Consider the following 23,924-nt stretch of genomic DNA (forward strand, 5'->3'; position numbering starts at 1 on the left):
CTTATTTCGCCAAGATTTCATCAGCAACCGCCAAGGCAGTTACAACTGCGACACCCGAACCACAACCAAGCTCAAGCGCATTAAACCCACCAATTACATTACCGACGGCATATAAATTCGTTAAATATTGACCGCTCTTTTGCACTTGGCATTGAGCATTAATTGCTACACCAGCAGATTGGTAAGGTTGTGGATGAGCAAAACGATGAGCAGTCCAAGTGAAACGATCTTTATCGTTAAACCCTTCAACACCGATAATATCGGATTCAAAAACTGGCTCATAAATTTTATCGAATTCGGAAATGAGTCCTTTACTGAAGAAACTTCCTGAAGCTAGTACGAAATTATCTGCAGTAATTTCTTCATCTTCGAGCAAGCGAGTGTTGATACAACGGACTTGATTTCCTTCAAATGTTGCGTTCAATGCACTATCACCATTAATCATTAAACCACCAAGGGATTCAAATTTACGGCGTAATTGAATACGTTGACGCATACCGAGTAATGATGGTGGCAACGTTGGCAATTCAAATAATGCGAGCTTAGTTGCATCACGAAGTGCGGTCATAAATTCTTGGTTTTCTAAACCAAAACAAGCCGGTAAAAATACCGCTTCTACACCTTGCGCTGATTCAATAATTTCTTTAACGAGATCATTGAACGCAAGTTTGTGCTCTAGAAGTTGAGAGATATTTACACTACGGAACTCACGAGCATTTTTGCGAAGCTCGTCTAATTGTGGAATATTTAAGAAACCACTGGTCACCTCACAATGTTCAAATTGTGTGTTTAACACTAAATTTGCCGCTAAAAGTTGCGGTTGAAAATCGTGATAACCTTCGATACCAAGCACTGCAATACGTTTATGTGGAAAATGTTCATTACCTTGCACAGTTGGCACACTGTTTGGTGAAAGCCATGCACCACGTAAACTGCCTAAACCTGTTACACGCCAGTGATTTTTTTCCGTAGAACCAATTAAATCAAGATTTAATTCATTGGCTAAACGTTCAAAATCTTGTGCTTTAGCAAGCACTTTCTCTGCGCCCAATAAACTATAAGGGTGAGCAGGTAATTCATTACGAAGTGCGGTGATATTTTCTTTTAAATTTTCTACCGCGCGACCTTCTCCATTTGAAGTTGATGGCATACGGCTTAATAAATCTAAAGAGCCAGATGCAAAATCAATGGCTGCTTGACCGTTGTTGATAATCACGCAACGTTTGCCGCGTTGTTGAAGGGCGATGCCACAGGTTAAACCCGCCAAACCACCGCCAATAATAGCTACATCAAAATTCATTGCTATCCGTCCCTTGTTGTGCTTGTTCATCAAGCGGTTTCACATCATTCAAACCTAATACACTACCATACATCCAAGATGTAAATTCGGCTTCGCGAATAGCTTCACCCCAAGCAATCGGCTCAATACCACGCCAGCGTTCTTCCATAAAAGCAGAAAGTTGAGTGGTTGATTGAGTTGGTGTTGCCACTTCAAAACGGTTCATTAAGCCTGCTGCACGACATGCACAAAGCTCAGCTTGACAAGTCCCCATGCCAACACGTGTACGGCGGCGTAAATCCACAATGTTATTTACACCGAGTTCATCAATTGCATAGCGAACTTCGCCCGCCGTCACTGCTTCACATTCACAAACCATTGAACGATCTAAACGTTCTTTTTCAAGCAAACGAGTAGCGCGTGAACCATGACGATACACAGCAGAATAACGAATAGTACTTGGTAATGAAATGACTTTTTGGTTGGTCTCTTGACGGCTTTCAGTAGAGCCAGGTAGAGGTTGCTCCGCTGTTACACAACGAGCCGTTTTATTGAGTTTTTTACAAACAAGGTCAGTCGCCCATTCAGCCATTAAACGATAAGTCATTAACTTACCACCAGTGATTGTAATAAAGCCATCTAAGCCATCACGTTCTGCATGGTCAAGTAACACAATACCACGGCTCACATTACGACCTGATGGATCATCATCACTTGCAACTAATGGACGTACCCCAGCATAAGCACGTAATACGCGAGTATGACGCAAGCTCGGTGCAAGTTTTTCACCTTCACGGAAAAGAATATCTACTTCTTCTGGCGTCACTTGCATGTTATCGATTTGATCATAAGGAACACGACTTGACGTTGTACCAATAACACAAATTGTATCGCCTGGAACTAGAATATCCGCATCAGCTGGTTTACGGCAGCGGTTAATTACAAGTTTATTAATGCGATGACCCATTACAAGCAATGCACCTTTCGCAGGGAACATTTTGATTTTGAGATCGGCATATTCCGCAATTCCTTGTCCCCAAATACCACCAGCATTCACAACAAGCGGTGCAAAAAATTGGCGTTCTCTACGATTTTTGTGATCGTACACATTCACACCAATCACTTTTCCACCTTCACGAATCAAATTTTTTACTTCGCAATAAGTGAACATTTTTGCGCCGTTTTCTGTCGCATCCATCATATTAGAGGCGGTTAAACGGAATGGGTCAATAGAACCATCTGGCACAACGACAGCGCCCACTAAATCTGGGTTTACAGAAGGCTCCATAATTTTAGCTAAGTCAGGATCAATAGCTTGCGCATCAATTCCAGATTTTGCACAGCTCTCAAGGAAGGTTTTTTGATAGTCGAGAGAATCTTCAGGCAACGTGATAAATAAGCCTTCCGTTTCATCTACGCAATGACGCGCAATTTTGCGCAAAATACGGTTTTCTTTAATACATTCTTCAGCAGATTCTTGGTCGTTCACGGCATAACGCGCACCACTGTGTAATAATCCGTGGTTGCGTCCTGTCGCACCCGTCGCGATATCGCGGCGTTCCAATAAAATACAATCAATGCCACGAAGTGCACAGTCACGTGCAATACCTGCACCCGTTGCGCCACCACCGATAATAATGACATCGGTACTGAGTGGCGAAAAATCTCCAACATCTTTGTACATGCTAGGCGATAATCCCATGTTTACCCCCAATTCCCAAAATTTAACAAAAAAGTAATATAAAAATCACAGGCATTGTAGAGAAGTGCGGCCAAATTAACAACATTTTGAGCGCAAAAGAAAACAATTTTGTGATACCGATCACAATAATTTTCGCATTCGCTCAAATGGTGTAAAAATTTTGTGAAACACTTCACATTTTTTACTTTTTTTACTTCCTTATTTTTTATTTTCTTTTATTATGCGCCTATCCCTTACTGTCTAATAAAGGGTGAATAAAACTTACACATAATTAAAAGTTGGAGAAAAAAATTATGTTTGGACCATTCAAACCCGCTCCGCATATTGCGGAACTTCCAGCGGAAAAAATTGATTCCACGTATAAACGCTTACGTTGGCAAGTATTCGCAGGGATCTTCTTTGGTTATGCCGCATACTATTTCGTGCGTGCAAACTTTGACTTAGCACAACCTGGTTTAATTCAAGCTGGTCTTTATACAAAAGCTGAGCTTGGTGTAATCGGTTCTGCAGCTGGCCTTGCTTACGGTTTATCAAAATTCGTAATGGCTGGTATGTCTGACCGTTCTAACCCTCGTGTATTCCTACCATTTGGTTTATTACTATCTGGTTTATGTATGACCTTAATGGGTCTATTTCCATGGGCAACCTCAGGCATCGCTATCATGTGGGCGATGATCTTCTTAAATGGTTGGTTCCAAGGTATGGGTTGGCCTCCATGTGGTCGTACAATGGTACACTGGTGGTCTAAATCAGAACGCGGTACTATCGTATCTATCTGGAATACCGCGCACAACATCGGTGGTATGATGCCAGGTGCAATGGTGCTATTAGCAAGTGCTGTCTTCTTCAGCACTCACGGTGTTGAAGCACAAGCAAAAGACATTTGGCAACAATCTCTCTACTATCCAGGTATTGCTGCAATGATCTGTGCAATTCCTGTTTACTTCGTCATGCGTGATACTCCACAATCTTGTGGTTTACCGTCAATCGAAAAATGGCGTAATGACTACCCAGATGACTATAACGAAAAAACTTACGAAAACGATTTAAGCACAAAAGAAATCTTCGTAACTTATGTATTGAAAAACAAATTGTTATGGTACATTGCGATTGCTAACGTATTCGTATATTTAATCCGCTACGGCGTATTAAAATGGTCTCCGGTTTACTTGAGTGAAGTAAAACACTTCAACATCAAAGGTACCGCATGGGCATACACAATCTATGAATTAGCAGCGGTTCCAGGTACATTATTATGTGGTTGGGTATCAGATAAAGTATTCAAAGGTAAACGTGGTTTAACAGGTTTCATCTTCATGATCTTAACCACTGCAGCGGTTGTTGCATACTGGATGAACCCAGCTACACCAGAAGCTGAATTAGCAAACTATAGCGCATGGTATCAAAACCCATACCAATTAACTGACTTCATTTTAATGACTTTAATCGGTTTCTTAATCTACGGTCCTGTAATGTTAATCGGTTTACATGCTCTTGAGTTAGCACCGAAAAAAGCAGCAGGTACTGCAGCAGGTTTCACTGGTTTATTCGGTTACTTAGGCGGTACTGTTTCTGCATCAGCAGTTATCGGTTGGGCTGCTCAACATTACGGATGGGACGGTGGTTTCTACGTCATGATCGGTGGTGGTGTCTTAGCGGTGTTATTACTCTTCATCGTAATGGTTGAAGAAGGTAAACACAAAGCGAAATTAGGCGATACTTACGGTACTAAATAATTAGCTTAAAAAAGGCGGCGGGCAAATGCTTAGTCGCCTTTTTTGTAACTAAAATCTAAAAACTCTATAAAATTTACCGCACTCTTAAGGAGAAAATACTTATGAAACTTAAAACTTTAGCCCTTTCTTTATTAGCAGCTGGCGTACTTGCTGGTTGCAGCAGCCATTCATCAAGCATGGCAAACACCCAAATGAAATCAGACAAAATCATTATTGCTCACCGTGGTGCTAGCGGTTATTTACCAGAGCATACTTTAGAATCTAAAGCGCTTGCGTTTGCACAACATGCTGATTATTTAGAGCAAGATTTAGCAATGACTAAAGATGGTCGTTTAGTGGTTATTCACGATCACTTTTTAGATGGATTGACTGATGTAGCAAAAAAATTCCCACATCGTCACCGTAAAGATGGTCGTTACTATGTCATCGACTTTACCTTAAAAGAAATTCAAAGTTTAGAAATGACAGAAAACTTTGAAACCAAAGATGGCAAACAAGCACAAGTTTATCCTGGTCGTTTCCCACTTTGGAAATCACACTTCAGAATTCACACCTTTGAAGATGAAATTGAATTTATCCAAGGCTTAGAAAAATCGACTGGTAAAAAAGTAGGGATTTATCCAGAAATCAAAGCACCTTGGTTCCACCATCAAAATGGCAAAGATATTGCAGCTGAAACGCTCAAAGTGTTGAAAAAATATGGCTATGATAAGAAAACCGATATGGTTTACTTACAAACTTTCGACTTTAATGAGTTAAAACGTATCAAAACAGAATTACTTCCAAAAATGGGCATGGATTTGAAATTAGTTCAATTAGTGGCTTATACAGATTGGAAAGAAACGCAAGAAAAAGATGCAAAAGGTAAATGGGTAAACTACGATTACGATTGGATGTTTAAACCAGGTGCAATGGCAGAAGTAGTGAAATACGCTGATGGTGTTGGCCCTGGTTGGTATATGTTAGTAGATAAAGAACAATCTAAACCAGGCAACATTGTATACACACCATTAGTAAAAGAGCTTGCTCAATACAAAGTTGAACTTCATCCATATACAGTGCGTAAAGACGCATTGCCAGAGTTCTTCACAGATGTAAATCAAATGTACGATGCATTATTGAATAAATCAGGTGCAACAGGCGTATTTACTGATTTCCCAGATACTGGCGTGGAATTCTTAAAAGGGAAAAAATAATATCCCTCACAACCGTGGGTAAACATACCCACGGTTAACTAGGTTTCTATATCGAAGAAGCCAAAAGTCTACTCTAACTGAGTGACATCATAATCAATCTAGGTGTTCTAACCTAGAATTCAAATAAGGAGGCTATTTCAAAATACTCCGTATTCTTTTCTAATAAATTCTTCTTCCCTTTTATTTAGGGAAAACACCCTTCATTTCAACCGCACTTCTAAGGAGTGATCTATGGATAAATCATTAAAAGCGAACTGTATTGGCGAGTTTTTAGGTACAGCCTTATTGATTTTCTTTGGTGTGGGCTGCGTTGCAGCACTAAAAGTAGCAGGCGCTAGTTTTGGCTTGTGGGAAATCAGCATTATGTGGGGGATGGGCGTTGCACTTGCAGTATATGCAACAGCTGGTTTATCTGGCGCACATTTAAACCCAGCAGTAACCATTGCCCTTTGGAAATTTGCTTGCTTTGATTGCAAAAAAGTAATTCCTTACATCATTTCACAAATGCTCGGCGCATTCTTTGCTGCAGCATTAGTTTATGCCTTATACCACAATGTTTTTATCGATTATGAAACTTCTCATAACATTGTTCGTGGTACACAAGAAAGTTTAAGCCTTGCGGGTACATTCTCCACTTATCCTCATCCAAGTTTAAGCATTGGTGGAGCCTTTGCTGTGGAATTTGTGATTACTGCAATTCTTATGGCATTAATTATGGCATTAACTGACGATGGAAATGGTGTACCTCGTGGTCCACTTGCTCCATTACTAATTGGTGTATTAATTGCAGTTCTTGGTGGTGCTATGGGCCCTTTAACAGGTTTTGCCATGAATCCAGCACGTGACTTCGGACCAAAATTCTTTGCTTACCTAGCAGGCTGGGGCGAACTCGCTTTAACTGGCGGACGCGAAATCCCTTATTTTATCGTTCCAATGATTGCACCTGTTTTAGGCGCATTAGCTGGTGCATGGTTATACAAAAAAGCAATTGGCGGCAATTTACCTTGTAATTGCGGCTGCGAATAATTATTTGAAGGAGTAATACTATGACAGACAAAAAATACATCATTGCATTAGACCAAGGCACAACAAGCTCTCGCGCAGTATTATTAGATCATAATGCGAATGTGGTTGAAATTGCACAACGTGAATTTACTCAAATTTACCCTCAAGCAGGCTGGGTAGAACATAACCCAATGGAAATTTGGGCAACTCAAAGCTCAACTTTAAACGAAGTCGTTGCAAAAGCAGGCATTACATCTGATGAAATCGCCGCTATCGGTATCACCAACCAACGTGAAACCACCATTGTATGGGAAAAAGCAACGGGTATACCTGTTTACAACGCTATCGTTTGGCAATGTCGCCGTACAGCAGACATTACCGATAAATTAAAAGCCGATGGTCATGAAGAATATATTCGTAATACCACTGGCTTAGTGGTTGATCCTTACTTCTCTGGTACAAAAGTGAAATGGATTTTGGATAACGTTGAAGGAGCTCGAGAAAAAGCGGAACGAGGAGAATTATTATTTGGTACCGTTGATACTTGGCTTGTATGGAAACTGACTCAAGGCCGAGTGCACGTAACCGATTACACCAATGCATCTCGTACCATGTTATTCAACATTCATACCAAACAATGGGACGACAAGATGCTTGAAATCTTGAATATTCCTCGTTCAATGTTACCTGAAGTCCGTAATTCTTCTGAAATTTACGGCCAAACCAATATCGGTGGTAAAGGCGGTGTTCGTATTCCTGTTGCAGGGATTGCTGGTGACCAACAAGCTGCTCTTTACGGACATCTTTGCGTACATTCAGGCCAAGCCAAAAACACTTATGGCACAGGCTGCTTTATGTTACTCCACACAGGTAACAAAGCCATTACATCCCAAAATGGACTACTCACAACTATTGCTTGTAATGCAAAAGGCGAACCAGAATATGCCTTAGAAGGTTCTGTATTTATTGCAGGTGCATCAATCCAATGGCTCCGAGATGAACTCAAAATTGTTCACGATAGTTTTGACTCTGAATACTTCGCCCAAAAAGTGACTGATAGTAATGGCGTATATGTTGTTCCAGCTTTCACTGGGTTAGGTGCACCATATTGGGATCCGTATGCGCGCGGTGCAATTTTTGGTCTTTCTCGCGGAGCAAACCGTAATCATATTGTTCGTGCAACCTTAGAATCTATTGCTTACCAAACCCGCGATGTCTTAGAGGCTATGCAATCAGATTCAGGTGAACGCTTACAATATCTCCGTGTAGATGGCGGCGCAACCAACAATAACTTCTTAATGCAATTCCAAGCTGACATTTTAGATGTAAATGTTGAGCGACCAGTTGTAAAAGAAGTGACTGCTCTAGGTGCTGCTTATCTTGCTGGTTTAGCAACAGGCTTCTGGAAAGATTTAGACGAGCTTCGCGATAAAGCCCGAGTAGAACGCACCTTCAGTCCCGACAGCGACAATGAAAAACGCGAACGTCGCTACAAAGGCTGGAAAAAAGCAGTTAAACGCTCATTAGAATGGGCAAAAGAAGATGAAGAATAATTTATAATTCTCATACAAAGAGCGGTCAAAATTTCTTTTATTTTGACCGCTCTTTTATTCTGTATCTGTATAAAAATTATTTTCTAGATAGAGGTGGAACAAAGGTTAAACCTAAATCCCAAGGTTGCTCAATCCAAGTATTTTGTGGAATATCAATTACGTAATCATCCACTAATTCTGCACCTGCAGGTTTTGCAAATACAGTCACAAATTTTGCATTAGGGTACATTTGACGAATCGCACGCGCTGTATTACCCGTATCAACTAAATCATCTACCACGATAAATCCTTCACCACCATCTGGTACTTGAGCGGAATGAAGAACTTGTAATTCACCTTGATTGTTATGATCGTGATAACTTGCGATACAAACAGTCTCAATATGGCGAATACCTAACTCGCGAGCCAAAACAGCTGCTGGAAATAAACCACCGCGACTCACCGCAATAATACCTTTCCATTGAGAAGCCGGAAGTAAACGTTCAGATAATTTGCGGGCATGCATTTGGAACATATCCCAAGTCACCACATATTTTTCGCTCATAATTGCACCTTAGAAATTTATCGATAAATAAAAATTGCGTAAGGATAACCCGAAATGGCGTTTTATGCTATTATTTCATGAAATTTTTCAGTAAAAAGGAGTGACTATGTCTGAAATTACAACACTTAAACCAGCATTACTCTGGAAATGGTTCGATCAAATCTGTGCAATCCCTCACCCTTCTCATCATGAAGATGCGTTAGCTAACTTTATTGTAAATTGGGCGAAAGAAAAGCATTTTTTTGTTGAACGCGATGAAGTTGGGAATGTCCTCATTCGTAAACCCGCTACGAAAGGAATGGAAAATCACACGCCTGTTGTTCTACAAGCGCACTTAGATATGGTGCCACAGGCTAATGAAGGCAACCCACATGATTTTACCAAAGATCCTATTCAACCTTATATTGACGGGGAATGGGTGAAAGCACGAGGCACAACACTAGGAGCTGACAATGGTATCGGTTTAGCCTCTACGTTAGCGGTGTTAGAAAGCAATGATTTAGCGCATCCACCTCTTGAAGTGCTTTTAACAATGACAGAAGAAACAGGGATGGATGGCGCAAAAGGCTTACGTCATAACTGGTTACAATCTGAAATTTTAATCAATACAGATACCGAAGAAATTGGCGAAATTTACATTGGTTGCGCGGGTGGCATTAACGCAAACTTTGAAATTCCAGTTCAATATGAAACCAATACGTTTGAACACAGCGCACAAATTATCCTTAAAGGTTTACGTGGCGGCCACTCTGGCGGCGATATCCATACAGGGCGTGCAAATGCAATCAAAGTGTTAGCACGAGTATTAGCAAAACTCTCTCAAAATGAACCGCACTTTGCTCTCTCTGAAATTCGTGGTGGCTCAATTCGTAATGCAATTCCTCGAGAAGCTGTAGCCGTATTAGCCTTTAATGGCGATGTAAAAGCCATAGAAAGTGCGGTAGAAAATCTGTCGATTGTTCTTAAAGAAGAATTAGCAATTGCAGAACCTAATTTCACACTTTTTGTAGAATCAGCAGAAAAAGCCCCTGCCGTATTCACCGCACAAAGTACTCAAACAGTAATTAACGCACTCAACGTATTGCCAAACGGCGTAATCCGCAATAGTGATGTAGTTAAAAATGTTGTAGAAAGCTCATTAAGCGTTGGCGTATTGAAAACAGAAGGAAATGTTGTAAAAAGCACCATTTTAGTTCGTTCATTAATTGAAAGCGGTAAATATTACGTGACTGAAATGCTTAGCTCACTTGCAATCTTAGCGGATGCAAAAGTCGAGTTTTCTGCGCCTTATCCGGGCTGGCAACCGGTAAATGACTCAACTATCTTAGACGTTACTCGCAAACATTATGCTGAAGTGCTAGGCTCGCAACCTGTAGTGAAAGTCATTCACGCAGGATTAGAATGTGGGCTTTTAAAAGAACATTATCCACACATTGAAATGATTTCTATCGGGCCAACAATTCGAAATGCTCACTCACCAGATGAGAAAGTGGAAATTGCAACAGTGCAAACCTATTGGGATTTATTGACAAGAGTACTCGCAGACATTCCAGCAAAATAATTAGGTATTAATCCTAAAGGGCGGTCAAAATAAAAAACGGTTTTGGCCGCTTTTATTTTTATAAAAAATAGAAATGATAAAAATGAAATATATAGATGGCGGAGGGGAATGGGAGTCGAACCCACCCAAGAACGCTGGCGTCCTCAACAGGATTTGAAATCCTGCCACCTCACCGGAGATGACGCCCCTCCGTGGTTGAAATTGCAGTTACTTTAGCGTAAATTAATCGGCAATTCAACGTTATTTTAAACGGATTCAAAAATGACCGCACTTTTTCAACAACTTCCTTCCGTTGACAAAATTCTCAAAACACCTCAAGGCTTACAACTTATTACCGAATTTGGTCACACTGCTGTCGTGGCAACGTGTCGAGAATTATTAACGCAAGCTCGTCAATTTATTCAAAAAAATAATCAACTTCCTGAATATTTTTCTAATTTTGACCGCACTTTTGTAGAAATTCATTCTCGCCTACAAAAACAAAACCAAGTACAAATCAAAGCGGTGCATAATCTGACTGGTACGGTGTTACACACAAATCTTGGGCGGGCACTTTGGTCTGAAGCAGCACAACAGGCAGCGCTTTCTGCGATGCAAAAAAATGTTTCGCTTGAATATGATTTAGATGAAGGCAAGCGTAGTCATCGCGATAATTACATCAGCGAATTATTATGCAAACTCACAGGTGCTGAAGCAGCCTGTATAGTGAATAACAACGCCGCTGCGGTATTGTTAATTCTGGCGACTTTTGCTCAAGGTAAAGAAGTAATTATTTCTCGTGGCGAATTAATTGAAATCGGCGGTGCATTTCGTATTCCAGATATAATGGAACAAGCTGGATGCCATTTAGTGGAAGTGGGCACCACTAATCGTACTCACCTGAAAGATTATCGTAATGCTATCACTGAAAATACGGCTTTTTTAATGAAAGTGCATAGCAGCAATTATCAAATTTGTGGTTTTACCTCTTCAGTTTCAGAAGAAGAACTCGCAGAACTGGGGAGAGAAATGAATGTACCCGTAGTAACTGATTTAGGCAGCGGCGCATTAGTTGATTTAAGCCAATATGGCTTGCCAAAAGAACCTACCGTGCAAGAAAAAGTCGCACAAGGTGTGGATTTGGTCTCTTTCTCTGGCGATAAATTACTTGGCGGTGTGCAAGCAGGTATTATCGTGGGTAAAAAAGAATGGATCGAACAATTACAAGCACACCCACTCAAGCGTGCATTACGTTGCGATAAAGTCATTTTAGCCGGCTTAGAAGCCACATTACGTTTATATTTAAATCCTGAAAAATTAACTGAAAAGTTACCAATCTTGCGATTACTCACGCAACCATTAGAACAACTCAAAATAAATGCTACGCGTCTCAAAGAGCGGTTAGAATCTCGCTTAAATTCACAATTTGAGATTCAAATTGAAGATAGCCAAGCACAAATCGGTAGCGGCTCACAACCAATGGAAAAAATCCCTTCCGTGGCTGTTACGATTGCAGAAAAAACAAACGCAAAACTTTCCGCACTTTTAGCTCGTTTTAAACAACTTTCTCAACCTATTATTGGGCGAATGGAAAACGGAAAAATGTGGCTAGATTTACGTAGCCTTGTGGATATTGAAACATTATTAAATACATTGGACGAACTATGATTATTGTTACTTCAGGTCACGTTGATCACGGCAAAACAGCATTATTAAAAGCATTAACTGGCACAAGTACCGCGCATTTACCAGAAGAAAAAAAACGCGGAATGACCATTGATTTGGGGTATGCCTATCTACCTTTAGAAAACAAAGTGCTTGGTTTTATTGATGTACCTGGGCACGAGAAATTCTTGTCAAATATGCTGGCAGGCTTAGGTGGAGTGAATTATGCAATGTTAATTGTGGCTTCGGATGAAGGTATTGCAGCGCAAACGAAAGAACATTTAGCAATCTTACGCCAACTTCAATTCCATGAAATTATTGTTGTCATCACAAAAGCAGATCGTACAAATCCAGAGCAAATTGAATCGTTAATCCAAACAATTAAACAAGATTACAGTTTTTTACGCGATGCCAACTATTTCATTACCTCAGCAGAAACGGGGCAAGGAATTAATGAATTACGTCATTACTTAGCTAATCTACCTGAATTATCTGATACCCAGAAACCTTTCCGCTATGCAATAGACCGAGTATTCAGCGTAAAAGGGGCGGGTACCGTCGTGACAGGAACAGCCTTTTCAGGAACAGTGAAAGTTAACGATGAACTTTACCTTTCCTCTGGACAGAAAGTTCGTGTAAAAGCGATTCACGCACAAAATACATCAAGCGAACAAGGTATTGCGGGTCAACGTTTAGCGTTAAATTTAAATGCTGATTTAGACCGCACGCCAATGAAACGAGGCGATTGGTTATTGCAGGATGAACCTCTCTCACCAACAGATCGCATCAGTGTACAAATTTTGGCTGAAATACCATTAAATGAAAGCCAACCTGTGCATATTTATCACGGAGCGAGTCGCACTACGGGTAAGCTCACCTTATTACAGGGAAAAAATGCCGCTAAAAATGACCGCACTTTGGCTGAAATCATATTAGATTCACCATTATTCTTGGCCTTTGGAGACAAACTTATTTTACGCAGTGGCGATACAAAAACCTTAATTGCCGGCGCACGAGTATTGGAAATAAACTCGCCAAAACGTCATAAACGTACTGAAGTGCAGTTAAATTTCCTAGCGAATTTAGCATTGGCAGAGAATGCTTCGCAACGCATTGCACTTACCCTTCTACATAATGCGACAACCGCACGCCAATTAATGTGGACGGAACAACTGACTTCCTTCCAATTAGATAAAGCACTCGCTGAGCGGGACGCCGTACGTTATCAAGATTGGTGTTTTAATACTAATTACGTACAAGAAAAAACGCAGCAAATTTTAACCGTGCTTAATACCTATCACGAGCAACATAATGATCAACTTGGTGTAAGCAAAGCCAGATTATATCGAATGGCAACATTGAATCAGCCAGAAAATCTAATTCATCATTTTATCGATGAAATGCTTGATGATGGTCGATTACAACAAACGCGTGGCTGGATTCATCTACCAGCGCATAAAATTCAGCTTAATACTGAAGAAAAATCACGTTGGACAGATGTATTAAACGAGTTTGAAAAAGCAAACGGTCAAGCTATTTGGGTGCGCGATATGGCAAATGCACTCGCTATTGATGAATCAATTATACGTAATTTTATGTATAAAGCGGGAAAACTGGGTTACCTCACGCCAATCGTAAAAGATAGATTTTTCTTAACTGAAACCATCTATGCTTATGCAAGACTCATCAAACAAATAGCGGAAGAACAAGGTAAAGTATCAGTAAATGAAGTTCGTGATAAATTGAATTTTGGGCGTAAACTTACCGTTCAACTTATGGAATATTTCGACCGAATGGGATTTTTGCGTCGCAAAGGCAATGACCATATTCTACGCGATAAGAATGTTTTTGATTTATGATGTCTAAAGAGCGTTATTACATAGCTTGATAGCAGGATTTAATGCTATATTTATTACAACTAGAAGAATTATCTAATGGAATTTAAGCGAAATAACTCTGTAAAATTTCTTTAAGGAAAGAAAAAGTGCGGTAAAATATTTACCGCACTTTTGTAAGATGTTACCCCACCATTTTCTTTAACTGATACAAATATGCCAAGGCTTGTTTAGGGCTTAAATCATCGGGATCCAGTTTTTCAATAGCTTCTCTTAGTGCATCCGTTTCTTGTTCAAACAATAATTCACCTTGAGTGTGATTGGCTTCACGCAATGCCTGAATTTGCTGATCGGCTGAATGGCCTGATGTTTTTTCTAATTGTGTCAATTTCTGTTTTGCCAGTTTAATAACAGATTGTGGCACGCCTGCCAAAGCCGCTACTGCCAAACCATAACTTTTACTTGCTGCGCCATCTTGTACGGCATGCATAAAGGCGATGGTGTTGTTATGCTCAAGGGCATCTAAATGAATATTGGCGATGCCTTCTAGCTGTTCAGGCAACGCGGTTAATTCAAAATAATGGGTGGCAAATAATGTAAGTGAGCGGATTTTTTTGGCTAACCATTCTGCACAAGCCCAAGCTAAGGATAAGCCATCATAAGTGGATGTGCCGCGACCGATTTCATCAATAAGCACGAGACTTTGCGCAGTGGCTTGATGAAGAATATTTGCCATTTCAGTCATTTCCACCATAAAGGTTGAACGCCCTGAAGCTAAATCATCAGACGCACCAATTCGAGTGAAAATACGATCAATCGGTCCTATTCGCGCGCTGTCTGCCGGCACAAAGCTGCCGATATACGCCAGCAATGTAATTAATGCGGTTTGGCGCATATAAGTACTTTTACCGCCCATATTTGGCCCGGTGATAACTAATAAATGACGATTATGATTGAGTTCCACTGGGTTGGCGATAAAAGGATCTTTCAACACTTGTTCCACGACAGGATGACGACCATTTTCAATTTTCACACTTACTTCATCACAGAATGTTGGCATCACGTAATTGAGGGTATCAGCGCGCTCGGCGAGATTGACCAATACATCTAATTCAGAAAGTGCGAGGCTCGCCAGTTGTAATGAACCTAAGTGCGGTAATAATAAATCAAACAATTCATCGTAAAGTTGCTTTTCTAATGCTAACGCTGCGCCTTTTGATTTCAGCACTTTGTCTTCATATTCTTTGAGTTCAGGAATGATGTAACGCTCTGCGTTTTTCAGGGTTTGACGACGAACATAATGAATGGGTGCTTTATGCGCTTGGCCTTGGCTAATTTGAATGTAATAACCATGCACTGCATTAAAACCTATTTTTAAAGTATCAATACCTGTGCTTTCACGTTCACGTTTTTCTAAGTTTTCCAAATATTGAGTTGCACCATCAGACAGCATACGCCATTCGTCCAACTCGGCATAGTAACCTTCAGCAATCACGCCACCATCCCGAATTAAAAGCGGGGGCGTTTCAATCAATGCACGTTGCAATAAATCACATTGCTCGCTGAAATCGGCAATTTGGCTGAAAAGTGCGGTTAAAAATGGCGGTGTTTTTTGTTGAACAATCGTGCGTAATTCTGGAATTTGTTCTAACGCCGTGCGCAAACGAGTGAGATCGCGTGGACGAGCTGAACGTAGCGCAACACGCGCTAAAATACGCTCCATATCACCGACTAATTGCAAATAAGGCTGAAGTTCATCAACCAAATCAAAATTCAGAATTTCCGCAATCGCTTGTTGGCGTTGTTTTAATTTTTCCACATCACGAATAGGCTGATGAATCCAACGTTTCAATAAGCGACTGCCCATTGGCGTGACGCATTTATCCAATACAGACGCTAGCGTATTTTCTGTGCCACCCGCAAGGTTTTGCGTCAATTCAAGATTTCTGCGCGTGGCGGCATCTAACTGAATGCAGTCTTGATTTTGAATCAAACTAATGCTTTGAATATGTGGCAATGCGGTACGTTGGGTTTCTTTTGCATATTGCAATAAACAACCTGCCGCACTTAAGCCTAGAGGGGATTTTTCCACACTAAAGGCGCGTAAATCTTTTGTGCCAAATTGTCGATTTAGTAAAGTAATGGCAGTGCTAAGTTCAAACTCCCAAATCGGGCGACGACGTAATCCCTTGCAATGTTCTATGGCTGCCATTTCGTTAAATTCTTCACAATACAGCAATTCTACGGGGGCAATACGTTGCAATTCAGCACGCAATGTTTCTTTATCCGTAGGTTCGCAAAGCTGAAAACGGCCAGAGGTCATATCTAAAGTGGCTAATCCAAATTTTTCTTTTTCTTGATATACCGCCGCAATCAGATTGTCTTGGCGTTCAGGCAAAAGTGCCTCATCACTCACCGTACCAGGTGTAACAATTCGCACAATTTGACGCTCCACTGGCCCTTTGCTTGTGGCAGGATCACCAATTTGTTCGCAAATAGCCACAGGCTCGCCCAACTGAACCAATTTTGCTAAATAACCTTCCACCGCATGATAAGGCACGCCCGCCATTGGAATTGGTTGCCCAGCAGATTGACCTCGTTTCGTCAAAGAAATATCCAACAATGCCGCTGCTTTTTTCGCGTCGTCATAAAACAACTCGTAAAAATCCCCCATGCGATAAAACAACAAAATATCTGGATTCTCTGCTTTGAGTTTTAGATATTGTTGCATCATTGGCGTATGTTGTTGGAAACTTTCTTCGAAAATCATCTAATTACCTGCTTTGAAACTGAATAAAGATAGGTTTTGTGGCGGCTATTTTAGGTGCCGAAAGGGGAAAAAGCTAGATAAAAAAGAGCGGTGAAAATTTGTTGAGATTTTTCACCGCTCTTTTTAGAGGAAGATTAACGTCTTGGGAGGTAACGTGCTGGATCCACTGATTTGCCTTTGTAGCGAATTTCAAAGTGGAGTTTCACAGTATTTGTACCAGAGCTACCCATTTTTGCGATTTCTTGACCAGCTTTGACTTCTTGTTGATCGGTTACAAGAATTTTGTCGTTATGCGCATAAGCACTTAAGAAATCATCATTATGTTTGATGATGATTAAATTACCGTAACCACGTAAAGCATTGCCAGCATACACGACGCGACCTGATGCAGCCGCTTTAACAGCTTGTCCACGAGAACCACTAATATCAATCCCTTTATTTCCGCCATCAGTATTGGAGAAACCTTGAATGATATTACCTGAAGTCGGCCATTGCCATGCAACATTTGATGCGATTGGCGCAACAACATTGGCATTAATCGGTGTATTGGTGTTCTCTACTGGTGTTGTTGGTACTGATGGTGTTGTCGCAGGGATAACAGGAGTTGTCGCGACTGGTACCATTGCTGGTGCGCCATTTGCTACACCTGCGCCAGATTTAATTGGGCCAATGATTGTGCCATCAGATCCCATTTGCGTACCATTTGCACCTGGCGTATAGGTGATAGCAGGTTCTGCTGGCGCTGTCGGTGCAGCTGCAGTAGTTGTTGCTGTTGCTGCTGGAGGTTGTTTTACTGGAACCGTTGTTGTCACTGTTTTTGTACCACAATTAGAGATTTTTAAAGTTTGTCCTAGGCTCAAACTATAAGGCTCAGTCATGTTGTTCAATGCTGCTAATTCTTTTACATCAATCCCCGCCAAGTAAGCGATTAAGAACATCGTATCGCCTTTGTTTACTTTATAGGTATTGCCTTTGTAAGAGCCTTTTTCAATTTGGCTATAATCTGGTGCATTGGTATTTGGGTTGCGTGGAACATTAATATGTTGCGAACCTACGCAATCAGAAACCGTTTTAGTGATTGTTTTTGTTTGCACAGCTGGAGCTGGAGCTGGTGTTGGCGCTGCTGGCATGGCAGGCTGTTGATAGGTTGGTTGGAAATTTGGCTGTGGCGTTTGCACGCCTGTTGGTACACCACCCATCGCTGGTACTGTGTTTTTTTGAATTTCAGGTTGCCAAGAACCGCCCGTGCTCTCGCCATTTACAGGTTGCATAATACCAGGTGAAAGCGTGTTATCTGCATTGGTAATTGGCGCAGGAGAATTAGAGGTACAAGCCGATAATACAACAAGACTCAAAGGGAGTAAGAGAAACGATTTTTTCATAGTAATTCCTTATTGTTCCTTTATTATTTCGTTTGTGCTGGCATTGTATTTTTTTGAATTTCTGGCATAAAGCTACCGCCAGCAACAGCGCCGGTACCTTCTACTGGTTGCATGATGCCGTTTGGCAACGCATCTGGATCTTTAACTGGTTCTGATGTACATCCAACTAATACGAATCCAGCCATTAAAATAAGACCTAATTTATTCATTTTTTATCCTAGTTTTTCAATATAAAGTAAGCAATGACAGCCAGCACAACGACTGACCAACCTATAATTTCAATAGATTTTCGCAATTTTGCTGCGAATTTTTCACCGCCCCATGCGGCTAATTTTGCCACCAGCAAGAAACGCGCTAAACGTGAAACAAATGCGGTGATGGCAAAAGGGAAAAATGCCATTTGCATTACCCCAGAGCAGAGAGTAAACACCTTGTAAGGAATTGGGCTAAAACCTGCCACAAATACAACTAATACGCCCCATTGCTCAAACCAATTTATGGCTTTTTCCCAATGAGCACCATACCCCCATTGTTGTACAATGTTTTCCACCCAGTCCGTTGCATAATAACCAATTGCGTAACCGATAACCCCACCGATGACAGAAGCAATTGCCGTATAAAATGCAAATTTTACCGCACTTTTTGGCTTTGACATTGACATTGGGATCAACATTACATCAGGTGGAATAGGAAAAAATATCGCCTCGATAAAACTAACAAAAGAGAGCCAAAAAGTCGCAAAGCGATGCGTTGACCATTGCATAGTTTTATCGTACATCGTACCGAAAATTTTCATATTTCTTCTCTATTTGGTAAAACGCGCCATTATTCCTGCTCTAACCAATCTTGTAAAGCCGAAAGTGAATGATGTGCAGTAAGATCAGCCTGAATTGGCGTGATAGACACATAACCATTTTTCACCGCATGGAAATCTGTTCCCTTGCTTTCATCTTCGGGTAATGCTGAAGGGCCAATCCAATAAATGGTTTCATCACGAGGATCTCTTTGTTTAATGACTTCTGCAGACGAAGCACGGTAACCCAAGCGACATACCTTGTAACCCTTTAATTCTTCAAAAGGCAAATCCGGCACATTGATATTAATAATTTCACGAGGATTTAATAATTGATGATGTAATTTTGGAATGAGATCACACACCACTCGCGCTGCTGTTTCATAATGTTGACGACCATCTAACGAAACTGCAATAGCAGGTAACCCTAAATGGCGACCTTCAAGGGCTGCGGCTAATGTGCCAGAATAAATCGTATCATCGCCCATATTGCAACCTGCATTAATGCCCGATACCACTAAATCCACTTGGCCAGATAAAAATCCATTTAACGCTAAATGTACACAATCTGCTGGTGTACCATTCACACAATAATCGCCACTGTCTAAATGACGTGGGCGCAGTGGCTCCACTAATGTGAGTGAACTTGATGCTGCACTTCGATTACGATCGGGTGCAACAACAATGACTTCTGCAATTTTTTTTAATTCTGTTGCTAAAACTTGAATGCCTTCCGCGTGAAAACCGTCATCATTACTGACTAAAATTCGCATTGTACTTCCTTATGCTTCTGTATAATTTACTAACTCACGAACCAATGCCGTGGCATAACTGCCTGCTGGTAAATAAAATTTCAAACGCAAGCCTTCTGGCTCAAATGCCCAAGAAAACGCTTTTACTTTCATTAATAATGGACGACGTGCGGCCTTCATTCTCTCTTGTTTCATTAAAGGATCGAAAACTGAATGTTGATTTACGATTTCATTTTCAATATCGCTTGCGGCCAACACATCTTCGCCAATTAAAGGGGCGGTGAGTAAAATATCTTGATTTTCTAACCGCACTTGCAAGGCATTTAAGTCTTCTTTTTCGTCCGCTTTGAACCAACTGTGCGAACTGGCTAATTGCACAATATCGTTTGGTAAAACTTGATTTGTTGCACCCTTTGCAATACGCGCAGCCACAACGAGATTAAAAATCTCACTGCGCGCGGCAGAAAGATAAAAACTGCGTTTTTTTCGATCTTTTACCTTGATTTCCCCTTGAGCCCAACGCAATGCTTGCGTGAGGTTATGGCCATCTCGACCAAAACGTTGTTCCGTAAAATAATTGGGGAAACCAAAATTTGCCACAAAATCTAACCGCGCTTTAAGCTCATCAGATTCTTCTGCACCGCGTAATAAAATATCGAAATAATTTCCCTCAAGGCTACCCGTGCGAATTTTTCGGTTGTGTCGAGTAACCGTTAAAATCTCTACGCCATCTAATTCAAATTGACTGAAATCGGGCGTTTCCATTCCTGGCATTTGTAAACAAAACCATTGTTCTGTCACCGCTCGACGATCTTTCAACCCCGCATATCCCATATTGCGTTCAGAAACACCTGCAAATTTAGCTAATTTTTCGCCAACAAATAAGGTGTTGCAATCTGTTTTGCGTACATACAACGCAACAAACTCACCTTCGTTTGACATTTCATAGCCTAAATGCTCTCTTACAATAAAATCCGCACATTCAGCCTTTAAAAGTGCGGTGGTTTTTGGCGGAGTTTTTAATGCCAAATAAGGGAGTTGTTCGAGCATGATTAAGGGTTCTTTTTTATAGAAAATAATTGCGCGAAATTTTATGCGACTTTTGGTGATTTATCCACTAAAATAACCGCACTTTTGTTCTTGTTGAAGGATTTTATTATGTCAAAATTGGCTGAATTACAAGCAGAAACCCGTGAAATTATCACTGATTTACTTAACGATGGTAGTGACCCGGATGCGCTTTATATTATTGAGCATCATATTGCTCATCACGATTTTGATTTGTTAGAAAAAATCGCCGTAGATGCGTTTAAAGCCGGTTATGAAGTTTCCGAAGCGGAAGAATTTGAAGATGATGATGGCAACCCCATCTTCTGTTTTGACATTATCAGTGAAGTAGAATTAAAAGCGGAAATTATTGATGCGCAACAAAAAGAAATCCTTCCGTTATTAGAAAAACATAAAGGCATTTATGATGGCTGGGGCACCTATTTTGAAGATCCGAATGCCGATGACGATGAATACGGTGACGATGGGGAATTTTTTGATGATGAGGATGTCGAAGAGCCTCGTGTGCATTAATTCGTAAAGCCTTGCGCGCGGAATAATTTTCGCTACAATGGTACGACTTTTTTTAACCGATTTTTTATAAGGAAAACATAATGAAAGTAGCAAAAAATGTAGTGGTGAGCATTGCTTACCAAGTTCGCACACAAGATGGCGTATTGGTAGATGAAGCTCCAGCGAATCAACCACTAGAATATTTACAAGGCCACAATAATTTAGTGATCGGTCTTGAAAAAGCGCTTGAAGGCAAAGAAGTAGGCGACAAATTTGAAGTGCGTGTACAACCTGAAGAAGGTTACGGTGCGTACAGCGAAAATATGGTTCAACGTGTACCAAAAGATGTATTCCAAGGTGTTGATGAGCTTGAAGTCGGCATGCGTTTCTTAGCGGATACTGACATTGGTCCAGTTCCAGTGGTAATTACTGAAATCGATGGCGATGAAGTTGTCGTTGATGGAAATCACATGTTAGCGGGGCAAGAATTACACTTCACCGTTGAAGTTGTCGCAGCGCGTGAAGCAACGTTAGAAGAAATTGCACACGGCCACGTTCACGGTGCGCATAGCCACCACCACGATGATGACGAAGAAGGTCACGGTTGTGGCTGTGGCAGTCATCACCACCATCACGACCATGATCACGAGCACAGCGGATGCTGCGGCGGTGGTCACGGGCACGGACATGGTCACGGCAGCTGTGGCTGCGGCGGTCATTAATTAAAAACAGCCGAAAACATTACCGTACTTTAGTAATGAAGTGCGGTATTTTTTTATGAAAAAACCGACAAAATGCGCTGAAAATATTGGATCCTAACGAACTTCTCGGTAGACTATAGCGCAATTTACTTAAAAAATTTTAGCCCCTTAAAATGAAGAAAAAATCGCTAAAACTCACCGCACTTTTTTTAGCATTAAGTTGCTTTCCCGCATTTGCTGAACAAACCGTTGATATTGAAGTTCAAGGCATCCGTGGTTTCCGTGCTGTTCGTAATACGGATCTCAATGTTCATCTGATTAACAAAGAAGAAATGGATGGGTCTGAACGCTATCAACATTTAGTCACTCAAGCTGTGGATCGTGGTTTGCGTGTGTTTGGTTATTATGAATCTTCCGTGCGTTTTGAACGAAAACAGCGTCAAGGCAAACGTGATTTATTGATTGCTCATGTTACACCTGGCGAGCCAACAAAAATTGCGGGCACTGATGTGCAAATTGAAGGGGAAGCCGCACAAGATGAAAATTTTGATGCGTTACGTAAAAACTTGCCGAAAGAAGGTGTTTTGGTTGAACACCAAACTTACGATGATTACAAAACAGCGATCTCACGTTTAGCATTAAATCGTGGATATTTTGATGGGGAATTTAAAATTTCACGTTTAGAAATTAGCCCAGAAACCCATCAAGCATGGTGGCGAATGTTATTTGATAGTGGCGTTCGTTATCATTATGGCAATATTACTTTTAGCCATTCACAAATTCGTGATGATTACTTAAATAATATTCTTAACATCAAACCTGGTGATCCGTATTTAATGAATAACTTATCGGATTTAACCAGCGATTTTTCATCTTCAAATTGGTTTAGCTCAGTATTAGTTCAACCTAATGTTAATCATAAAAGCAAAACTGTAGATGTGGAGATTATTCTTTATCCACGTAAAAAAAATGCGATGGAACTAGGCGTAGGCTTTGCAACTGATGGTGGCGTGCACACTCAAATTGGTTGGACAAAACCGTGGATTAATAGCCGTGGACATAGTTTCCGTACCAATCTTTATCTCTCAGCACCAAAACAAACTTTAGAGGCAACTTATCGAATGCCACTGCTAAAAAATCCGTTAAATTACTACTACGATTTTTCTGTTGGTTGGGAAGGTGAAAAAAAGAATGATACCAATACGAGAGCGCTTACGTTGTCCGCGTTACGTTATTGGAATAACGCGCATGGCTGGCAATATTTTGGCGGACTTCGTGCGCGATACGACAGTTTTACACAAGCCGATATAACCGATAAAACATTCCTCCTTTATCCAACAGTCGGATTTACTCGCACCCGATTACGTGGCGGTTCTTTTGCAACTTGGGGCGACGTACAAAAAATTACTTTTGATGTGGGTAACAAAGTTTGGTTATCGGAAGCGTCTTTCGTAAAAGTGCAAGCCTCTAGCGCATGGATTCGTACTTATGCGGAAAATCACCGTATCGTTGCTCGTGCAGAAGTTGGGTATTTACATACAAAGGATATTGAAAAAATTCCGCCCGCACTTCGTTTCTTTGCTGGTGGCGATCGCAGTGTGCGCGGTTACGGCTATAAAAAAATTGCGCCTAAAAATAAAAACGGAAAATTGGTTGGTGGCTCACGATTACTTGCGGGTTCTTTAGAATATCAATATCAAGTTTATCCGAATTGGTGGGCGGCGACCTTCGCAGATAGTGGATTAGCAGCCAATGATTACACAACTAAAGAATTACGTTATGGCGCAGGCGTTGGTGTCCGTTGGGCATCACCAGTGGGCGCAATTAAATTTGATATAGCTACCCCGATTCGTGATAAAGATAACAGCAAAAATATTCAATTTTACATCGGGCTTGGTACAGAAATTTAAG

Annotated in this window: 19 protein-coding genes and 1 tRNA gene; 10 read left to right on the plus strand and 10 right to left on the minus strand. The window is 40.9% G+C overall.

Annotation, left to right across the window (positions count from 1 at the left end):
- Position 1 precedes the first annotated feature (1 nt).
- Both glpB and glpA read right to left on the minus strand, forming a co-directional pair.
- Entirely contained in the window at positions 2-1,300 is a 1,299-nt protein-coding gene (gene glpB / locus AC6H22_RS08145) for a glycerol-3-phosphate dehydrogenase subunit GlpB (protein WP_118817378.1), read from the minus strand.
- The gene (glpA, locus tag AC6H22_RS08150; protein ID WP_005629395.1) at positions 1,290-2,981 is read right to left on the minus strand and encodes an anaerobic glycerol-3-phosphate dehydrogenase subunit A; all 1,692 of its coding nucleotides are present in this window, start codon (positions 2,979-2,981) and stop codon (positions 1,290-1,292) included. The genes glpB and glpA overlap by 11 nt, the downstream gene beginning before the upstream one ends.
- Positions 2,982-3,274: 293 nt before the next feature.
- Between glpA and glpT the strand changes: the two genes are divergently transcribed.
- The 4 genes from glpT (at position 3,275) to glpK (ending at position 8,471) form a co-directional block, all read left to right on the plus strand.
- Positions 3,275-4,717: a glycerol-3-phosphate transporter gene (gene glpT, locus AC6H22_RS08155; RefSeq protein ID WP_005626932.1), complete on the plus strand. Its 1,443-nt coding sequence runs from the start codon at positions 3,275-3,277 to the stop codon at positions 4,715-4,717.
- A gap of 101 nt (positions 4,718-4,818) precedes the next feature.
- Positions 4,819-5,913 (plus strand): glycerophosphodiester phosphodiesterase, encoded by a 1,095-nt coding sequence (gene glpQ / locus AC6H22_RS08160; protein ID WP_005626929.1) that lies wholly within the window; start codon positions 4,819-4,821, stop codon positions 5,911-5,913.
- Positions 5,914-6,144: 231 nt separating this feature from the next.
- Positions 6,145-6,939 (plus strand): MIP/aquaporin family protein, encoded by a 795-nt coding sequence (locus AC6H22_RS08165; protein ID WP_005626927.1) that lies wholly within the window; start codon positions 6,145-6,147, stop codon positions 6,937-6,939.
- Positions 6,940-6,959: 20 nt separating this feature from the next.
- Positions 6,960-8,471: a glycerol kinase GlpK gene (glpK, locus tag AC6H22_RS08170; protein ID WP_005626924.1), complete on the plus strand. Its 1,512-nt coding sequence runs from the start codon at positions 6,960-6,962 to the stop codon at positions 8,469-8,471.
- 76 nt (positions 8,472-8,547) lie between these two features.
- Here the strand turns inward: glpK and gpt are convergent, their stop codons facing one another.
- Entirely contained in the window at positions 8,548-9,015 is a 468-nt protein-coding gene (gpt, locus tag AC6H22_RS08175) for a xanthine phosphoribosyltransferase (protein WP_005626922.1), read from the minus strand.
- A 106-nt stretch (positions 9,016-9,121) separates the two neighbouring features.
- On the opposite strand from gpt, the gene AC6H22_RS08180 reads away from it, so the two are divergent.
- The gene (locus tag AC6H22_RS08180) at positions 9,122-10,576 is read left to right on the plus strand and encodes an aminoacyl-histidine dipeptidase (protein WP_046953412.1); all 1,455 of its coding nucleotides are present in this window, start codon (positions 9,122-9,124) and stop codon (positions 10,574-10,576) included.
- Positions 10,577-10,672: 96 nt separating this feature from the next.
- Here AC6H22_RS08180 and AC6H22_RS08185 read toward each other — a convergent pair.
- Positions 10,673-10,767 (minus strand) — tRNA-Sec (locus tag AC6H22_RS08185).
- A gap of 70 nt (positions 10,768-10,837) precedes the next feature.
- Between AC6H22_RS08185 and selA the strand changes: the two genes are divergently transcribed.
- Positions 10,838-12,223 carry an L-seryl-tRNA(Sec) selenium transferase gene (selA, locus tag AC6H22_RS08190; protein WP_046953413.1) on the plus strand — a complete coding sequence of 462 codons (1,386 nt, stop codon included), beginning with the start codon at positions 10,838-10,840 and terminating at the stop codon, positions 12,221-12,223.
- Positions 12,220-14,079: a selenocysteine-specific translation elongation factor gene (gene selB, locus AC6H22_RS08195; protein WP_118817377.1), complete on the plus strand. Its 1,860-nt coding sequence runs from the start codon at positions 12,220-12,222 to the stop codon at positions 14,077-14,079. Before selA ends, selB begins: the two co-directional genes overlap by 4 nt.
- A gap of 160 nt (positions 14,080-14,239) precedes the next feature.
- Here the strand turns inward: selB and mutS are convergent, their stop codons facing one another.
- The 6 genes from mutS to truD all read right to left on the minus strand — a co-directional run bounded on the left by mutS (position 14,240) and on the right by truD (position 20,802).
- Positions 14,240-16,825 (minus strand): DNA mismatch repair protein MutS, encoded by a 2,586-nt coding sequence (mutS, locus tag AC6H22_RS08200; RefSeq protein ID WP_118817376.1) that lies wholly within the window; start codon positions 16,823-16,825, stop codon positions 14,240-14,242.
- A 134-nt stretch (positions 16,826-16,959) separates the two neighbouring features.
- Positions 16,960-18,207 carry a murein hydrolase activator NlpD gene (nlpD, locus tag AC6H22_RS08205; RefSeq protein WP_005627134.1) on the minus strand — a complete coding sequence of 416 codons (1,248 nt, stop codon included), beginning with the start codon at positions 18,205-18,207 and terminating at the stop codon, positions 16,960-16,962.
- 23 nt (positions 18,208-18,230) lie between these two features.
- Positions 18,231-18,416, minus strand: coding sequence for a hypothetical protein (locus tag AC6H22_RS08210; RefSeq protein WP_005627136.1), 186 nt, complete (start codon positions 18,414-18,416; stop codon positions 18,231-18,233).
- Between the two features lie 8 nt (positions 18,417-18,424).
- Positions 18,425-19,003: a YqaA family protein gene (locus AC6H22_RS08215; protein ID WP_005627138.1), complete on the minus strand. Its 579-nt coding sequence runs from the start codon at positions 19,001-19,003 to the stop codon at positions 18,425-18,427.
- A 29-nt stretch (positions 19,004-19,032) separates the two neighbouring features.
- Positions 19,033-19,773 (minus strand): 5'/3'-nucleotidase SurE, encoded by a 741-nt coding sequence (gene surE, locus AC6H22_RS08220; protein WP_118817374.1) that lies wholly within the window; start codon positions 19,771-19,773, stop codon positions 19,033-19,035.
- Positions 19,774-19,782: 9 nt separating this feature from the next.
- Complete coding sequence (truD, locus tag AC6H22_RS08225; protein ID WP_497515613.1) at positions 19,783-20,802, minus strand: tRNA pseudouridine(13) synthase TruD; 1,020 nt, start codon at positions 20,800-20,802, stop codon at positions 19,783-19,785.
- 108 nt (positions 20,803-20,910) lie between these two features.
- On the opposite strand from truD, the gene rraB reads away from it, so the two are divergent.
- From rraB to tamA, 3 genes are all read left to right on the plus strand, one after another.
- Positions 20,911-21,333, plus strand: coding sequence for a ribonuclease E inhibitor RraB (rraB, locus tag AC6H22_RS08230; RefSeq protein WP_005627144.1), 423 nt, complete (start codon positions 20,911-20,913; stop codon positions 21,331-21,333).
- Positions 21,334-21,413: 80 nt separating this feature from the next.
- Entirely contained in the window at positions 21,414-22,034 is a 621-nt protein-coding gene (gene slyD, locus AC6H22_RS08235) for a peptidylprolyl isomerase (protein ID WP_005627146.1), read from the plus strand.
- Positions 22,035-22,186: 152 nt separating this feature from the next.
- Positions 22,187-23,923 carry an autotransporter assembly complex protein TamA gene (tamA, locus tag AC6H22_RS08240; RefSeq protein WP_118817372.1) on the plus strand — a complete coding sequence of 579 codons (1,737 nt, stop codon included), beginning with the start codon at positions 22,187-22,189 and terminating at the stop codon, positions 23,921-23,923.
- Position 23,924: the final 1 nt, after the last annotated feature.

The organism is Haemophilus sp. THUN1690 (assembly GCF_059704375.1).